This window comes from Streptomyces sp. ISL-99 (assembly GCF_018614005.1).
In the GTDB taxonomy this organism is placed as follows: Bacteria; Actinomycetota; Actinomycetes; order Streptomycetales; family Streptomycetaceae; genus Streptomyces; species Streptomyces flavidovirens.
Genome location: NZ_JAGGPC010000063.1, coordinates 49,155 through 64,531, shown reverse-complemented (window position 1 = coordinate 64,531; position 15,377 = coordinate 49,155). Strand labels below are relative to the sequence as shown.

The window sequence follows — 15,377 nt, the reverse complement described above, 5'->3', positions numbered from 1 at the left end:
GAGCTCGTAGCATGATCATGAGTGGGTCTTCTTGAGGCGTCGGTAGCAGATGAGGCTGCAGGCGAGGGAGACGAAGGCGTCGTGGAGTTCGGTGCGTCGTTCCCATCGGACGGCGAGGCGTTTGAAGTGGTGGAGCAGGGCAAAGGTCTGCTCGACAACGTAGCGGAGCTTGCCGATGCTCTTGATGTTGGGTAATCCCTTGCGCGAGATGACAGGCAGGATCCGGCGCTCGTGCAACGCGTTCCGGTTCGGGTTGGAGTCGTAGCCCTTGTCGCCGAGCAGGGCGTCTGGTCGGCGGCGAGGCCGGCCGGGGCGGCCCTCGACGGGCGGGATGCCGTCGACCAGAGCGAGGGTCTGGGTGACGTCGTTGGCGTTCGCCGCGGTGGTGATGACCTTGAGTGGGGTGCCGCGGCCGTCGCAGATCAAGTGGTGCTTGCTGCCGGCCTTGCGCCGGTCGACCGGCGACGGACCGGTGTCGGGTCCCCCTTTTTCGCGCGGATGTGGGAGCCGTCCACGCATGCTCGCGACCAGTCGAGTTCGCCGGCCGCGTTCAGCCCGGCGAGCAGGACCCGGTGCAGCCGGTCGAAGACTCCTCTCTTCTGCCACCGGTCCAGTCGGCGCCAGCACGTCTGCCCCGAGCCGAAGCCCAGCTCCAGGGGCAGGAGTTGCCAGGCTACGTTGTTGTAGAGGACGAACAGGATGCCCTGCAGACAGAGCCGGTCCGGCACCGGCCGAAGCCCTGGAGGCCGTTCCGGCCAAGGCGGCAGGAGCGGCTCGATCAGCGCCCACAAGTCGTCGTCCACGATCCACGGCCGAGTACTCACACCGTCACGAACGGCCAAATCGTCACACCGGTCACGGCCAATCAGCACACTTCAACAAGATCGTGTTACGAGCTCTTCGTTGTTACTGAGGTTGAACTCATGGAGCCGTAGGGGCTGACGGCTCGTTGCCCGTGCGGTATCACCGGAGCATGCGGTATGCACAAGGAGGTGGCTTGACCGCCGAACGGCAGCGTTTCCGCGAGGAGTTACGACTTCAGGCGGCCGAGAAATTCGACCGGAACGCAGCAGACGCCCCTCGCTTAACTACCGAGGTAGAGCAAGAGGCACAGGGGACGCAATCAGCACCGGACGGGATGGGGCGTCGGTGCTTCCAAGCCCGAACCTGAACACAGAGCTGCCCCATCCAAGCGGCGAGCTTATGGCCTAGCGAACGCGCGGGCGGACGTCGGCGAACTAGCGGCTACAGAAGGAGGAGAGCTGACTGCGGACAGGTGTCGCGTGGGAATGGGTGCAGTTTGCTGTCCACCGCCGGCGACAGTTGTGAGCGTGAGGCCGAACAGAAGCCTGTTCATCTCCTCGCTTGTCAGCCCCAGTTCCGCGGCTACGGCGGAAGGCTTCACACCCTTTGTGCGCAGCGCCGCGAATACCTTGGTCAGCACTTGCGATGTTTCCCGCTCTCCCATGCCCTCGGGTTCGGCGGAACGATATCCCAACCGGCTCAGTTCCGCGCAAGTCGACCTGTACTGCCAGTCCGTGAGCAGGCCCAAATCGTGCAGGCGGTACGTCAGGGCCATGGCGGAGACCTTCCAGATCCGCTTGCCGCGGATGATCTGGTCGACGTGGGCACCCGACGGCATGTGGCCCAGAACGCTTGCCCTGGGCATGAGGAACGCGGATGCGAAGGTGTTCGCCTGGCGTTCGGCTTCGGGACCCGAGCAGGCGTGCTCGCTCCCGTGCATCACGAGGTGCCCGAGTTCGTGAGCGGCGTCGAAGCGGCCTCGTTCGGCCGATTTCAGGGTGTTGAGGAATACGAAGGGCACGCCTTCACGCCAGACGGCGAACGCGTCGACCTCGGCGTGATCGGGGTCCAGGGAGAACACGCGCACTCCATGGGCTTCCAGAAGGTGCACCATATTGGGTGCCGGCGCTTCCCCCAGTTCCCAGCGGGTGCGGACCATCGCGGCGGCCGTTTCCGGATCCGGCCTGCCCAGAGATGGCACGTCCACCGCTGGAAGGCGGAAGCTCTCAGCGATCCAGGCGTAAAGCGTCGCACCAAGCGTTCCTGCGGCGCGGGCAGCATCCAGCACCCGTGGCGAGGTTTTACTGCGTGCCCGCCACGAGATTCCGTCGGCGGAGAGTTCCTCCAGCGGCGGTCCTTGGAAGAAGGCTGCGGGGAAGTCCAGAGCGGATGCCAGCTTGTTCAGGGTGGTGGAGCGCGGAACGGTTCGCCCCGTTTCGTAGTTCGACAGGCTTTGCAGCGAGATGCCAGACCGGTCCGACAACTGGGCGAGGGTCATCCCTCTGCGCTTGCGTGCCAGTGCGATACGGGACGGGGTCACCATGTGGGGGCTGCCTCAGCTATCGGTGGTGCCTGGTGGGGGCGACGGACTCCGACGCCCCCACCATCGGACTCAGCGGAAATCGACAGGGATGTCGATCTCCCCAGGTCCATCATCGTTCAAAGGTTCGATTCCGTCCATCGTGAGCGCGGGAAGCGGAATCCGTCTTCCCCATTCGACCACGAATCCGTCCACGAACTTCTTAGGCCGCGACAGCTCGCAGTCGACGCGTACCGCGTCCCCGGCCTTCGTGCGGTACGACAGAAGGAACCACGTCTTCAGCGCGGCGGCTTCCTCCTCGCTGAGCGACACACCCCTGGGCCCTGCGCCCGCCACGAACAGAGCGGTCTGGACGTGTGCCGCCCCCTCGCCCTCGTTGGCTTGAGTGACCTGTCCGGTGGCTGCGCCCCGGCGGTGCCCGTTCTTCGGGAACAGGCTCGCCTGGCCGGTGGCGGCGTCACCGACCATGACGCCCATCGCCATCGACCGATCGGCGTTGCAGACCAGCTCCAAGCGGCCGTGCACGAGCCGCGCCCACCCCTCGCGCTCGATATGCAGCTCTCGAATGGTGCGCACGTGGGCCTCATAGGCTCTCCGCCCCCCAGTCCCCATCGGGTCGTTGGGTACTGCGGTTCGCCGCGCCGCCTCGCCCGCGCGCAGAACGTCGTGCAGGTACTCCAACCTTGTCCCCATTCCGCCAAGTTGAGCCCGAACGTCGTCGGGCTCCAAGGGGGACATCGACAGGGAGAACGGCAAGAGGACCTCCAATACACGGCAGTTGACTGATGGAGACCCTACCTCAAACAAGAGCCCATCTTTATAAGATTCTGCAGCTTCGTCGTTACGGATTGCGTCACTGGTTGCGAGCGAAGTGACCAGCTGCGACCTGCCTTCCGCGAACCTGTGCCCTCCCCGCCACGGCGGAGGGCAGCGGTGCCCATGCGCCCGAGATAGAGGTGCCCTTGTCGGACGAGGAAGACCCAATCACGCCCTCCGGCGAATACCTGACATAGGACACCCGATGCGTCCTGAAGCGCTCCTTCTGCCGTTCAGCTGACTCGCACACGCCTTCCTCGGAGGTCGCGTGCCGGGCCCTCCGCCCCATTGGGCGGGGTCTTTTCCCTTCCCACCCGGGACGTTGTTGATGTGAGAGATGAACAGGCAGCCACTCGCGAACTCTCCGAACTCAGGCCCCAGCTCTTCGCCTTCTCTTCGGTCTCGTCCGGCAGCAAGCCGTTCCCCGTCCTCGTCGTAGATGACGCGCTCTACCTCGGAGGCAGCCGTCCGTACGCAGGTCCCCCCGTGATCAGCCGCAGGCCGCTCGTCCAGCCCCCAACCCGGCTGCCTCCCGGCGGACATTCGCAGCCGTTCACGAAGCACCCCCTCACGCCCCGAACCGGGCGTGGAGCGGCAGAGGACGATTTCCGCACACCGGGAGGGACAGCAGGGGCGGGTGCCGTCAGTGCTTGGTGAGGTCCCGGATGTCCCAGCCGGCGTCAGTCATCGCATCTGCGTACCTTTTGCTACGGTCGCGGTGGGCGGCGAGCACCAGAAGGTGGGTTGGGCGTGTCGCGCCGACGAAGACGAGCTGCACGGCGGCCTGGACGCTCTTCAGCTCCCGCAGCGGGTCGCTCCCTTCGGCGATCATGCGCAGCGCCTCGGTCACGTCGAACTTCCTGCCTGTCTTCTCCAGGCACTCCAGGATCAGTGTTGCCGCGTGGGTCTCGCCCTTGGCGCTCTGGATGGTCCCGGCTACGGCCCGCGCCGCCGGTACTGCGGCGACGGCCGCGGGAGCGGGCCCGAGAGCCGCGCCTGCCGCAGCAGCGGGGGTGAATTCGCTTTCAGCCTCGCGTAGTTGGCAGCCGTTGAGGGACTTCAACTGGACGGCCAGCTGCTCGGTGGCCTCTCCCCAGCTCGCTGCGTCGAACCCGTCGGCGTTGAGGAGGAGTTCACGCAGCAGGATCCGCACCCTGCCTCCGGTCGTCGCTATTGACCTCTCCAGGCGGCCGAGGGCCGGGAGGCCGTCGCTGGTCGGTGACGAGACGGACGCGCGCACGGCGTTCCACAACTCGGTGGCCGCTTCGTGGCTGTCCGGGCCCGTTTTCCACCGGGCGCTTGCCGCGCGGGCCGCGCCGATCAGGGTGCGGTGAGCCGTCGGGGTGCTGGTCGGGGTGTATCCGGGCAGGTAGCAGGAGATCGACTGTGGGTAGACGGGTGAGGTTTTCGGGTTCTGTCGCGCACCCAGTACACGCGGTGGACGCCGCACCAGGACGTCCTCGGGGACGGTCACAGCGGCCATGCGCTCGAAGGTCGGTACGACGTCGGACACCGTGGTCTCGTCGAACAGCAGAACCGCCACCTGGCCGTCGGGGCCGGCTCCGCGGACCTGCTGGGGCCGCCGGACGGCCAGGCGGCTGGCCACGGCCGCGATCTGCGGCCCGAAGCGCCGGCTGACCGGCAGCTCCGGGGCCCCCGGCAGCGGGAACAGGGAGGCGGGCCCTCCTACGGAGGCCGCGTCGCTGTAGATGCCCTGGTTGGTATCGCCCACCCGCTGCACGACGGTGGACGAGGAGGCGAACACGAGGTCCAGCAGTTCGTGCTGGGTGGCGCTGGTGTCCTGCGTTTCGTCGAGGAGAACGAACGGGAAGCGCGTGGTGACCGCGGCAGCGATACCCGGATGCCGGGCGAGATACTCCTGGGCGATGGCGTACATGTCCTGGAAGCGGAAGATGCCCCGGCGTGCCAGAGTCCGTTTGAGGTGGTCCAGCTGTTTTCCGCTGGATGACTGGGCGCCGAAGGGCAGATCTCTGGCCGCTCCGGTGACCGCGAGTTCGCCGTCCTGGTAGGTGAACGTCGCCCCGGTGACGATGCCAGTGCCCTGGTGCTGGCGTTCCACATAGTTGCGCAGGGTGGAGTATTCGGGGCGCTGCAGGAGCCGGAGGGCAGCGGTCTCGAAGGCCGCGTCGTCGATGGACCGGACCTCCACTTTCCTGTCCCGCACGGCCGGCAGCCCGAGGAAGGTGTGCACGAAGGACTGGATGGTGCCGATGAAGTGCGGATAGCGCAGCAGGCTGCGTCCTGCGGCGAGAAGGCCCACTCGGTCGGCGATCTCGTTCTTGGCCGTGTTGGTGTGCGACAGCACGCACACCCCGCGGGTCGGGGAGGTCCACGCGTCGGCCATCAGGGCGAGCTTGAGTCCGATCAAGGTCGTCTTGCCCGACCCCGGGGCGGCCTGGAGGTCCTGCGTGCTCTCACTCTGCAGGAAGTCCCACTGCTCGGCGTCGAGAGGGTCCAACCCCAGAAGCTTCACCATGGCCTCCACCTTGTCGGTGGCGAAGGCATCGGGCAGGTAGGTGCGGGTCACGGGGCCACCTCGCCGCACAGGTAGGTGAAAGCATCGAGCAGGTAGGGCGGGACGTCTCTGCGAACCAGCGGCGTCGAGGCGAGCAACTGGGCGGCGAACTGTGCGGTGATCGGCTTGCTGACGTTGTCCAGCTTGAGCGGACGGTAGATCTTCAGGGCGGCCTCTTCCAGGGAAAGGCCCTGCCCTATCCACGTGTCGACAACCCGGTCGGCCCGTGCGATGGCCTTCTCCGTCTTGTCGGCGTCCGGCCAGGACCGTGCTGCGACGGATGCCAACTTGACCGCGCGGTACATCAGCCTGGCCATGGTCCAGGACGTGACCGCGAGGTCGTACTCCAGCGTCCACCAGTCGGACACGAACGTCTTCACCGGCCCGTCGTCGCTGGTGGTGAGGTTCGTGACGTACGCGGAGATCTCCTCCTCCGTCATATCGGTCCAGCGCGCGAGCTTGCCCCTCATATCCTCGGGAGTGCTGGCGGGCACGAGATCGCGGTCGCGGATACAGGACACACGGACCGGGATCTGCTCACCGTCGCGCTGGAAGACCCGGCTGTAGCGGAACAGGCCGACGTGGCCGACGTTGACCACGCTGATCCCGTGTTCGTTGAAGGGCATGCCCAGGGCGTCGGCGAGCGCGGGCAGGAAGATCGCCTCGGCGTCTCCCTCGACCATCGCCAGCCCCCGGGCGAAGAACATGTTCGCCTTGGTGACGTCCAGGAACCGGGTCAGGAACGCGTAGTCTCCCTCGGTCAGGCGCGTCCTACCGCGCCGCAGCGGAAACGTACGTCCCCGGGCGACGAGGGTCAGACACTCGACCGGCGTCGAGGAGGCGAGGTTGGGGCTGTGGGTGGTGAGGATGACCTGCACAGGCGCCCTGTCACCTTCCTGCGGCTTCTGCGCCTTGTCCCGCAGCAGGTCCATGATCCTGGTCTGCAGCTGGGGGTGGAGGTGCGCCTCGGGCTCCTCGATCAACAGCAGGGGAGCCAGTTCGTTCTTGCCCAGCAGGAGCAGCTCCGCGGCCATGAACAGGGCGTTGTTGTAACCGAGTCCGCGTCGCGTCCACTCGTCGGATGCTGTGAAGAGGTTCAGTTCCAGCCGCTCCAGTGCGCGGACCAGCGTCGCGTCCGTGGCAACGCTGATCTTGGCGCGCAGGACGTCGTCACCGATCGCGAACCGCTGCAGGTATGCCGAGTTGATGTCCTCACTCACCTCCGCGACGGCCTTGTTGTCGCGGATATCGCACTCAGCCCTCCTCAGGATTCCCCGCAGGGTCGACGGGGGTTCATCACCGGTCGGGTCGAAGTCGTCGACGTCCTGGTCCTTCATCGCCGGGTAGCCGGCGAGGATCTGGGACAGCCGTGACCCGCGGCCCGAGCGCAGTTCCGCCTCTGCATCGCGAAGGGGGCGCAAGTAGGTGGCGCGCAGGAGTTCGCGAGCAGCGCCGTCCAGGGCGGGGCCATTGCCGTCCGGTCCGGTCCGGGTGGTGACCGAGACCCGGTTGCGCAGCGGATCCATCCGCTGGGCCTTGAACGTGACACACAACCAGGCGGTGCCGTCGCGGTCGTGGGTGAGCAGTTCCAGGAAGACCGCCTGCTCCTCGGTCGACAGGTCGGTGAAGGCGCACCCGATGGTGAAGGTCTCCGCCCTCCCGTCCTTCCCGAGGTGGAAGTCGTCCTGGGAGACCCGGTAGTAATCCGATGCTGCGGACTGCAGGCACAGCCGGATCGCGTCGACGATCGCCGTCTTCCCGCTGTCGTTCTCCCCCACGAGCACATTAGTCCCGGCCGTGAACGACAGGCTCAGCGCATCATCCCGCTCGCCCTCGCCCTGCGCTGCGGGTCCGAAGACCCGGAAGTTCTCGACCCGCAGATGCGCCAAGTACACACAGTCCCCCCGCCAGCAGGGGCCGCGGCACCCTTTTCTCCGAGACGGAGCCCCCAGGCGGCACGGCCCTTGTCAATATTCCCGGAATCCTACGCTCTCCGCTGGCTCCGCCCAGAAGGATTCCGGCAGAGCGGTGGGCGCCAACGGCATGAGTGCACCTCCGGCGACGACAACGTAGCTCGCGGAGCCCCGGCGGTACGTCGACCACCCAGCGCGAGGCAGTCGGGCGGAGCGTCGGCGTCGGTCGCGGCGAGTTCGTAGTATCGGACCCGTTCCTCACCATGCGGGATGGCCGGTCCCTTCGCGGCTCGGCAAAGGTAGTCGAGAACGGCGGTGGTCGAGCGCAGCTGGTTGAACAGGAAGTCCCGGTCGCGGCGGGTCAGGGCGATGGAGGGCATGCCGGCCGGCTGCCACGTTGCGGTGGTTCCTTCCGGTACGCAGGGGCGGTCCAGTAGGAGTAACACCGCGTCTTACTCGTAGCCGTTGCCATCCACGCGCAGCGTTGATCGGCACAGCGAACGGGCGGACCCACGCGTCCTCAAACGCTTCAACATTCACTGCAGGCACGGAGCCAACCCGCGTTTGAAGGGGGCTTTGACCCGGCCGCAACAGCTCGGGCCACGAGCCTGTCGGGTTAGATTGACTCCAGGCCCTCGTCCGTCGCCATGGAGTCAACAGCTTCACATGTTCGTAGAGTTCGATGCCGTTCCGTTCAGCCCCGTGGGAGAGCAGCATGTGGTGTGCGGGTGCCACCCCCGCCGGGTTCGGCCCACCGGTCTACGTCCAGAACCCGGACGCACAGCCGAACGACGTTTCGAGGAATCTGCTTGAGCGCTACCCACGGTTGCCGAAAGGGTTGAAGTCCGCCGGCCAGCTAAAGGCGGCAGGGCTGCGCGCGTCGAACTTGTTCCGTCCCGACGCCTACGTGCTCGGGCCTCCGCAGCTGATTGCCATCCCCGGGGTGCCCACGAGCACCGGGCGCACGACGCCGGAATGGGAAGAGACCGTATATCCGCCGTCGCCTGTCTACCGCGCGGATCAAGCTCTCCCCTTCTCGGCGCCACCCGATGCCGCCGAAGCCCAAGCCATCCGCCATGCTGCGATCCGTTGGACACAGGATGTCCTCGACGACCCCGATACGGTCATTCTGGCCGTCAGCGCCATCGGGTCACCTGATCCGTCCACCCCACCTCTGGAACGGGCCGTGCCCTATGAAATAGCACTCACCTCGACCGGTGGCCGCAAGAGATGGCATCAATTCATCAACCCCGAATGGGAAACGACATACCTGCAGCAGCTTCGACTCGGCCATACCTGCCCTGCGGAACTCGAAGCCGCCCCCCGTTTCCGCGAGGTAGCTGACACCCTGCTGCGCAGACTCCAGGGCAAGCGCGTCGTCACCTACGGACGCAACCTCCAATACGCCGCGATCTACGCGGGGCTGGAGTACGCCTGGCTACGGGACGGCCTCCCCTACGGTGCCCTGTGGCCGGACACGGCGATCACACTCACGAAGTTGAACCGCAGCCGCTGGGAGTGCGCGCGTCTGCGCCACGGCGAGTTCCACAGCGACTGGGACTCGACCGCCGGTCACTTCGCACTGCCGACCGAGGAACCGGCCGCCGACGCACTCGACCGCTGCCGGATGACCGTTGCCCTGCTGCGCCGCATGGCAGATCCGGCTCTGCGCTACGCGGAGCTGAATGCCCGGGCGGAGCACGCTGTGCGGGACGGCAAGAGCCACCGCCGCCGACCCCAAGGTGGTCAGCGGCTGAGCCGCATCGCCGCATCCCGCCACGCAGTGCTCGAGCGCAGCCAAGGGGGCTGCGAGAACCCCCGCTGCCCTGATCCCCGCTACACCTCGGCACTCAGCCGCAATGGCTCTTACCTGTTGGAAGTGGATCACATAGACGACCACGCCAAGGGTGGCGCGGACCTTCCCAAAGCCATGATCGCTTTGTGCCCGAACTGCCATGCCCTGAAGACTCGTGGGAAGGTGACCGACGAGTTCCGTGCTCTCCTCCGCAGTACGGCCCTCGCCAGACACCAGGAACTGCTCGCCGCGGCTCGATGAACCTGCCCCTTCATCGGCACCGACACGCCGGCTGATGGTGTGTGCGGTCCCTCGCGCAGCTCGCGGAGGGCGCCCGAGGACCAAGATCCGGACCATACACGGGCCAGTGGCTCTGCTCTGGACTTTCCACCGCCTGTTCGTGCCGGTCAGAGTCGTGTGGGCAGGTGTACCACCAGCAGACGAAGAACCTGCTGGAACTCTGCGCAGGTGACTGAGTGGGACCGCTCAGCACCACGAAATTCCCGGCACTTTGCCGCACCCGTGCAGTCGGGAGCCCGCCTGACCAGCGGCGCGATGCACCTGATGGCCCATCAGAACGAGCGTCAAATGAGCGTCAAGATGCCTCGGAGAGCGTCATTTCAGCGTCAAGATATCGCCCGTAACGCCCACAATGCACATAGCGCACACGACCCAAACCTGCAGGTCAGGCGCCCTTTGCGACGGGTTCCAGGATCGCCACGCACTCCACATGATGCGTCATCGGGAACAAGTCGAACGCGCGCAGCGTGCGCGGCTTGTAGCCCGCGTCGCGGAAGTACGCCAGGTCGCGGGCCAGGGCCGCCGGGTCGCAGGCGACGTATGCGATGCGGCGGGCGCCGAGGGAGGCCAGGTGCTTCACCGTCTGCTTGCCCGCGCCCGCGCGCGGCGGGTCCAGGACGATCAGGTCGGTCTCGGTGATGCCGGTGCGCGGGAGCACCTGCTCGACCTTGCCCTGCTCGATGCGTACGTACTCCATGTCCTGGAGGTTGTGCCTGGCGTCCTCGACGGCGCGCTTCGAGGTCTCGATGCCGAGCACCGCGCCCTTGTCGCCGATGCGCTCGGCGATCGCGCCCGCGAACAGGCCCACGCCGCAGTACAGGTCGAGCGCCGACTCGCCCTTCCTCGGCATCAGGCCCTGCATGACGGCCTTGATGAGGATGTCGGGCCCCTGCGGGTGGACCTGCCAGAAGCCGCCCATGCCGACGCGGTACGTGCGCCCGTCCGCCCGCTCGCGCACGAAGGCGCGGCCGTGCACCCGGTGTACTCCGCCGTCCTTCTCCTCCACGCGGAGGACCGAGACCGGCTTGTCGAGTTCGACGAGGGGCAGGCGGCCGCCCGGTCGCGGGGTGAGGACCACCTGGCGGTCGTTCGAGCCAGTGGCCGCGATCGCCTCGACCGACGCCATCTGGGGCCAGTCCTGCTTCTCGATGCCGAGCTCGCTGACGCCGGCTGCGGCGATCATGCAGTGGTCGATGGGCTGTACGTCGTGCGAGCGGTGCTTGCGCAGTCCGGCCCGGCCGTCGGGGTCAACGGCGTACTGCACGCGCGTGCGCCAGGCAGGGACCTCACCCTGCGGGAGCTTGTCGCCCGGTGCCGGCATGACGGTGCCGTCCCAGCCGGCCTCCTCCGGCGTGAGGCCCGCGAGGCGCATGAGCTGCTCGGCGATGACCTCGCCCTTGAGCCTGCGCTGCGCGCCCGGCTTGGCGTGCTGCCAGTCGCAACCGCCGCACTTGCCGGGGCCGGCGTACGGGCACGGGGCCTCGATGCGGTCCTTCGACGCCTCTATGACCTCGATCGCGTCGGCGCGCAGGTAGCGGGAGGTCTCCTCGCCGTCCGTCACGCGGGCGCGGACCTTCTCGCCGGGCAGCGCGTGCCGTACGAACAGGACCCGGCCCTCGTCGGTGCGGGCGATGCAGTGGCCGCCGTGGGCGACCGGGCCGACCTCGACCTCGTACTCGGTCCCTACGAGGGAAGCGGCCGACGTGGCCGGCTCAGCCGACTCGACCGACTCGGCCGATTCCTTCGCGTCCTTGGAATGTGACTGCATTGCGGGGTGACTCCAGGGATCAAAGGGGTACGGCCGGACTTCAGCCCACCAGTCTACGTGGGAGTCGTCCGGCCGTTCACCACAGCGAAGAAAGCAGCGGCGTCAGCGTTTGTTGTTCGGCTCCTTCGGGCGGCGGTCCACCGGTCCGCGCCGCACCGCACCCGGCGCGTTCCACTCCTGGCGCTTCTTCGCCCGCTCCTTCGCCAGCTCCGAGGACTGCAGCTGGTACGGCACCGAGGTCACCATCACACCCGGCGTGAACAGCAGCCTGCCCTTGAGCCGCAGCGCGCTCTGGTTGTGGAGGAAGTGCTCGTACCAGTGGCCCACCACGTACTCCGGGATGTAGATGCTGATCGCGTCCCGCGGGCTCTCCCGCCGCAGCCCCTTCACGTAATCGATGATCGGCCGCGTGATCTCGCGGTACGGCGAGTCGAGGATCTTCAGCGGCACGTTGATGCCGCGCCGCTCCCACTCGTCCTTGAGCGCCTTGGTCTCGGCCGGGTCGACGCTGACGCTGAGCGCCTCAAGGCGGTCGGAGCGCGTCAGCTTGGCGAAGGCCACGGCCCGCAGCGTCGGCTTGTGGACCTTGGAGACCAGGACGATGGAGTGGACGCGCGACGGGCGGACGCTGTCGTCGGACGGGCCCTCGTCGGCGGCGATCTCCTCGGAGACACGGTCGTAGTGCTTACGGATCGCGGTCATCGTCCCGTAGAAGATCACCATGCCGAGCAGCGCGACCCACGCGCCATGCGTGAACTTGGTGGCCAGTACGACGACGAGCACGAGGCCCGTGAAGAAGGCGCCGAAGGTGTTGATCGCCCGGGAGCGGATCATGCGGCGGCGCGCGGCCGGGTCCCGTTCCGTCCGCAGATGGCGGTTCCAGTGCCGCACCATGCCGATCTGGCTGAGCGTGAAGGAGACGAAGACGCCGACGATGTAGAGCTGGATGAGCCGGGTCGAGTCGGCTTCGTAGATCCACACGAGCAGGATGGCCGCGCCCGCGAGCAGCACGATGCCGTTCGAGAAGGCGAGGCGGTCGCCGCGGGTGTGGAGCTGGCGCGGCAGGTAGCGGTCCTGCGCGAGGATCGAGCCGAGCAGCGGGAAGCCGTTGTACGCCGTGTTGGCGGCCAGGAAGAGAACGAGCGCGGTGGCCGCCGCCAGCAGGATGAAGAAGAACGTTCCGTCACCGAAGACGGCCGCCGCGACCTGTGAGATCACCGGGTCCTGGACGTACTCGGAGCCGACGGCGACGCCGTTGTGGAGCAGGTCCTTCGCCGGGTTCTCGGCCATCTTCACGTCGGTGGCCATGGCGAGTCCGATGATGCCGCAGAACATCGTGACGGCCAGGCCGCCCATCAGGGCCAGTGTCGTGGCGGCGTTCCTGCTCTTGGGCTTGCGGAAGGCCGGCACACCGTTGCTGATCGCCTCGACGCCGGTGAGCGCCGCACAGCCGGAGGAGAAGGCCCGCAGCAGCAGGAAGACCAGGGCGAAGCCGGCCAGGCCCTGGTGTTCGGGCTTGATCTCGAAGTCGGAGGTCGGGGCGTGCATGGTGTCGCCCACGACGATGCCGCGGTAGGCGCCCCAGGCGATCATGATGAAGACGCCCGCCACGAAGACGTACGTGGGGATCGCGAAGAGCTTCCCCGACTCCTTCACCCCGCGCAGGTTCATGAGCGTCAGCAGCACGATGATGCCGATCGCGCACATCACCTTGTGCTCGACGACGAAGTGGATCGCCGAACCGAGGTTCTCCACTCCCGACGAGATCGACACGGCGACGGTGAGGACGTAGTCGACGAGCAGGGCACTGGCGACGGTCAGTCCCGCCTTGGGGCCGAGGTTGGTGTTGGCGACCTCGTAGTCACCGCCGCCGCTCGGGTAGGCGTGCACGTTCTGGCGGTACGAGGCCACCACGGTGAACATCAGCACCACGACGGCGACCGCGATCCACGGGCTGAAGTGGTACGCCGACACACCCGCGATGGAGAGCACCAGGAGCACTTCTCCCGGTGCGTACGCCACGGAGGAGAGCGGGTCGGAGGCGAAGACGGGAAGTGCGATGCGCTTGGGGAGAAGGGTTTCTCCCAGCCTGTCGCTGCGCAGCGCCCGGCCGATCAGGATCCGTTTGGGCACGTCGGTCAGTTTGGACACGCAGAGGATCGTAAGCGTTCGAAAAGGACACCGCCCACCCACCACCCACTTGAGCGGTGGAAACTTCCATATCTGCCACACTCTCCCCGCTTCCGCCACGATGCGCACCGCGGACGCGGGGACTGAGCGGGAACGCGTCACCGCGCGACCCCTGAATGAACCCGGAGATGCCGACGTGATCGATGGCGCGTTCGGAGTTGACGCTACGGTGGACGAAGACAGGGGCGAGGCAGTACCGGGCACTGGTGCCCGCGCCACCCCCGGTGAGCCGAGAAGGAAGATGTGAGCAGGGTGTTTGTGCAGGTCAGCGGGGCGACCAGGAGTGCGGGGTAACGGACGATGCACGTCGTCATCATGGGGTGCGGGCGAGTGGGAGCCGCGCTCGCGCAGAACCTGGAGCAACAGGGGCACACGGTCGCGGTGATCGACCAGGACCCCACGGCCTTCCGCCGCCTGGGGTCCGGTTTCGGTGGCCGCAGGGTCACCGGGGTCGGTTTCGACCAGGACACCCTACGCGAGGCGGGCATCGAGGACGCCGGCGCGTTCGCCGCGGTGAGCAGCGGCGACAACTCCAACATCATCGCGGCCCGGGTGGCCCGCGAGATGTTCGCGATCGAGAACGTCGCGGCCCGTATCTACGACCCGCGGCGCGCCGAGGTGTACCAGCGCCTGGGCATCCCCACCGTCGCCACGGTCCGCTGGACCGCCGACCAGATGATGCGCAGGCTGCTGCCGTCGGGGGCGGAGCCGCTGTGGCGGGACCCGAGCGGCGGCGTACAGCTCGCCGAGGTGCACACCTCCCCCGCCTGGATCGGGCACAAGATCAGCCGGCTCCAGGAGGAGACGGGCGTACGGGTCGCGTTCCTCACCCGGCTGGGCGAGGCCGTCCTGCCGACCTCCCAGACGGTGCTGCAGGAGGGTGATCTCGTCCACGTGATGATGCGTACGGAGGACATCGCGAAGGTCGAGGCGGCCTGCTCGCACGGCCCCGAGGAAGGCGGTCAGGGATGAGGGTCGCTATTGCCGGTGCCGGCGCGGTGGGGCGTTCCATCGCGGGCGAGCTGCTGGAGAACGGTCACGAGATCCTGCTCATCGACAAGGCGCCGACCGCCATCTCGGTGGAGCGTGTGCCGCTCGCCGAGTGGCTGCTGGCCGACGCCTGCGAGATCACCTCGCTCGACGAGGCGGCGCTCCAGCGCTGCAACGTGGTGATCGCGGCGACGGGTGACGACAAGGTCAACCTGGTCGTGTCCCTGCTCGCGAAGACCGAGTACGGCGTGCCGCGGGTCGTGGCCCGCGTCAACAATCCCAAGAACGAGTGGCTCTTCACCGAGGCATGGGGTGTCGATGTCGCGGTCTCCACACCGCGTCTGATGTCGGCGCTGGTCGAGGAGGCGGTGAGTGTCGGCGATCTCGTACGGCTGCTCCGCTTCAGCCACGGCGACGCCAACCTCGTCGAGCTGACGCTGCCGCCCGAGTCGGCGCTGGCCGGGACGCAGGTCGGGGACGTGGACTGGCCCGAGGACACCTCGCTGGTCACCATCATCCGCGGTACGCGCGTGCTCACGCCGAGCCAGGAGGAGACCCTGGAGGCGGGCGACGAGCTGCTGTTCGTGGCCGCTCAGGCGCGCGAGGAGCAGCTGGAGGACCTGCTGTCGGTCCGCAAGACGGACGCGGCGAGCTGACGGCGGAACGTACGACAACGTGTGTGGGGCCCGGAACGAGGACGGTTCCGGGCCCCACACACGTACGTA

10 protein-coding genes are annotated in these 15,377 nt (G+C 67.4%); 3 read left to right on the top strand and 7 right to left on the bottom strand.

Annotated features, from left to right (window positions below):
* Nucleotides 1–15 precede the first annotated feature (15 nt).
* The 5 genes from J7E91_RS30730 to J7E91_RS30710 all read right to left on the bottom strand — a co-directional run bounded on the left by J7E91_RS30730 (nucleotide 16) and on the right by J7E91_RS30710 (nucleotide 7,585).
* Nucleotides 16–824 (bottom strand): IS5 family transposase gene (locus J7E91_RS30730; RefSeq protein ID WP_308377510.1). Its coding sequence is split into 2 segments (ribosomal slippage): nucleotides 16–504 and nucleotides 507–824, totalling 807 coding nucleotides; the frame shifts between segments, so codons are not numbered across the junction.
* A gap of 377 nt (nucleotides 825–1,201) precedes the next feature.
* Entirely contained in the window at nucleotides 1,202–2,347 is a 1,146-nt protein-coding gene (locus J7E91_RS30725) for an ImmA/IrrE family metallo-endopeptidase (protein WP_214910081.1), read from the bottom strand.
* Nucleotides 2,348–2,416: 69 nt separating this feature from the next.
* Nucleotides 2,417–3,025, bottom strand: a complete 609-nt coding sequence (locus tag J7E91_RS30720; protein WP_251016499.1) for a hypothetical protein — start codon at nucleotides 3,023–3,025, stop codon at nucleotides 2,417–2,419.
* Nucleotides 3,026–3,803: 778 nt separating this feature from the next.
* The gene (locus J7E91_RS30715; RefSeq protein ID WP_214910080.1) at nucleotides 3,804–5,708 is read right to left on the bottom strand and encodes a UvrD-helicase domain-containing protein; all 1,905 of its coding nucleotides are present in this window, start codon (nucleotides 5,706–5,708) and stop codon (nucleotides 3,804–3,806) included.
* Entirely contained in the window at nucleotides 5,705–7,585 is a 1,881-nt protein-coding gene (locus tag J7E91_RS30710) for an ATP-dependent endonuclease (protein ID WP_214910079.1), read from the bottom strand. Before J7E91_RS30710 ends, J7E91_RS30715 begins: the two co-directional genes overlap by 4 nt.
* Before the next feature lie 739 nt (nucleotides 7,586–8,324).
* Between J7E91_RS30710 and J7E91_RS30705 the strand changes: the two genes are divergently transcribed.
* Nucleotides 8,325–9,665, top strand: a complete 1,341-nt coding sequence (locus J7E91_RS30705) for an HNH endonuclease signature motif containing protein (RefSeq protein ID WP_214910078.1) — start codon at nucleotides 8,325–8,327, stop codon at nucleotides 9,663–9,665.
* Between the two features lie 424 nt (nucleotides 9,666–10,089).
* Here J7E91_RS30705 and J7E91_RS30700 read toward each other — a convergent pair whose 3' ends face one another.
* Nucleotides 10,090–11,472 carry a class I SAM-dependent RNA methyltransferase gene (locus J7E91_RS30700; protein WP_214910075.1) on the bottom strand — a complete coding sequence of 461 codons (1,383 nt, stop codon included), beginning with the start codon at nucleotides 11,470–11,472 and terminating at the stop codon, nucleotides 10,090–10,092.
* Nucleotides 11,473–11,574: 102 nt separating this feature from the next.
* Nucleotides 11,575–13,623: an APC family permease gene (locus tag J7E91_RS30695; protein WP_214910074.1), complete on the bottom strand. Its 2,049-nt coding sequence runs from the start codon at nucleotides 13,621–13,623 to the stop codon at nucleotides 11,575–11,577.
* A gap of 339 nt (nucleotides 13,624–13,962) precedes the next feature.
* Here J7E91_RS30695 and J7E91_RS30690 point away from each other — a divergent pair, with 339 nt between their 5' ends.
* Complete coding sequence (locus J7E91_RS30690; protein WP_028814135.1) at nucleotides 13,963–14,634, top strand: TrkA family potassium uptake protein; 672 nt, start codon at nucleotides 13,963–13,965, stop codon at nucleotides 14,632–14,634.
* Nucleotides 14,631–15,308: a TrkA family potassium uptake protein gene (locus tag J7E91_RS30685; protein WP_028814136.1), complete on the top strand. Its 678-nt coding sequence runs from the start codon at nucleotides 14,631–14,633 to the stop codon at nucleotides 15,306–15,308. The genes J7E91_RS30690 and J7E91_RS30685 overlap by 4 nt, the downstream gene beginning before the upstream one ends.
* Nucleotides 15,309–15,377 lie beyond the last annotated feature (69 nt).